This window comes from Achromobacter spanius, from assembly GCF_039673305.1.
Lineage (GTDB): Bacteria > Pseudomonadota > Gammaproteobacteria > Burkholderiales > Burkholderiaceae_B > Achromobacter > Achromobacter spanius_F.
On record NZ_JBDJLJ010000137.1, the window covers coordinates 1 to 383 of the forward strand.

Here is a 383-nt window from a genome sequence, read left to right on the forward strand (position 1 = left end):
GAGTATTAGCGTTTGTGCCGTTCATAAGTTTCAAAGCAGTCTGAGGTTATTCACCCCAGTCTTGAGAACTTGGAACAAAAATAATGCAATCACAACCCGTGCCCATCTTCACCAGCGAAGCTGATTACTTGATGAGCACATTTCGTTGTGCTTCTTCCAGATTGTTAAAGAACAAATATAGCTGTTGGGTAAAACCCAACTGATAGCACTGCAAGCAGTGCTATCAGTTAGTTTCTACGCTGGACCAGAATGAACCTGATCCCAGCTACAAAAAACAACCGATAAGAGTGGACGCTTAACACGAGCACTTCAGCTCTGAAAGGAGGTGATCCAGCCGCACCTTCCGATACGGCTACCTTGTTACGACTTCACCCCAGTCATGA

Annotated in this window: 1 rRNA gene; it reads right to left on the minus strand. The window is 45.2% G+C overall.

What is annotated here, in order from left to right:
* Window positions 1–318: 318 nt before the first annotated feature.
* A 16S ribosomal RNA gene (locus ABE485_RS31190) occupies window positions 319–383 on the minus strand; the annotation flags it as partial.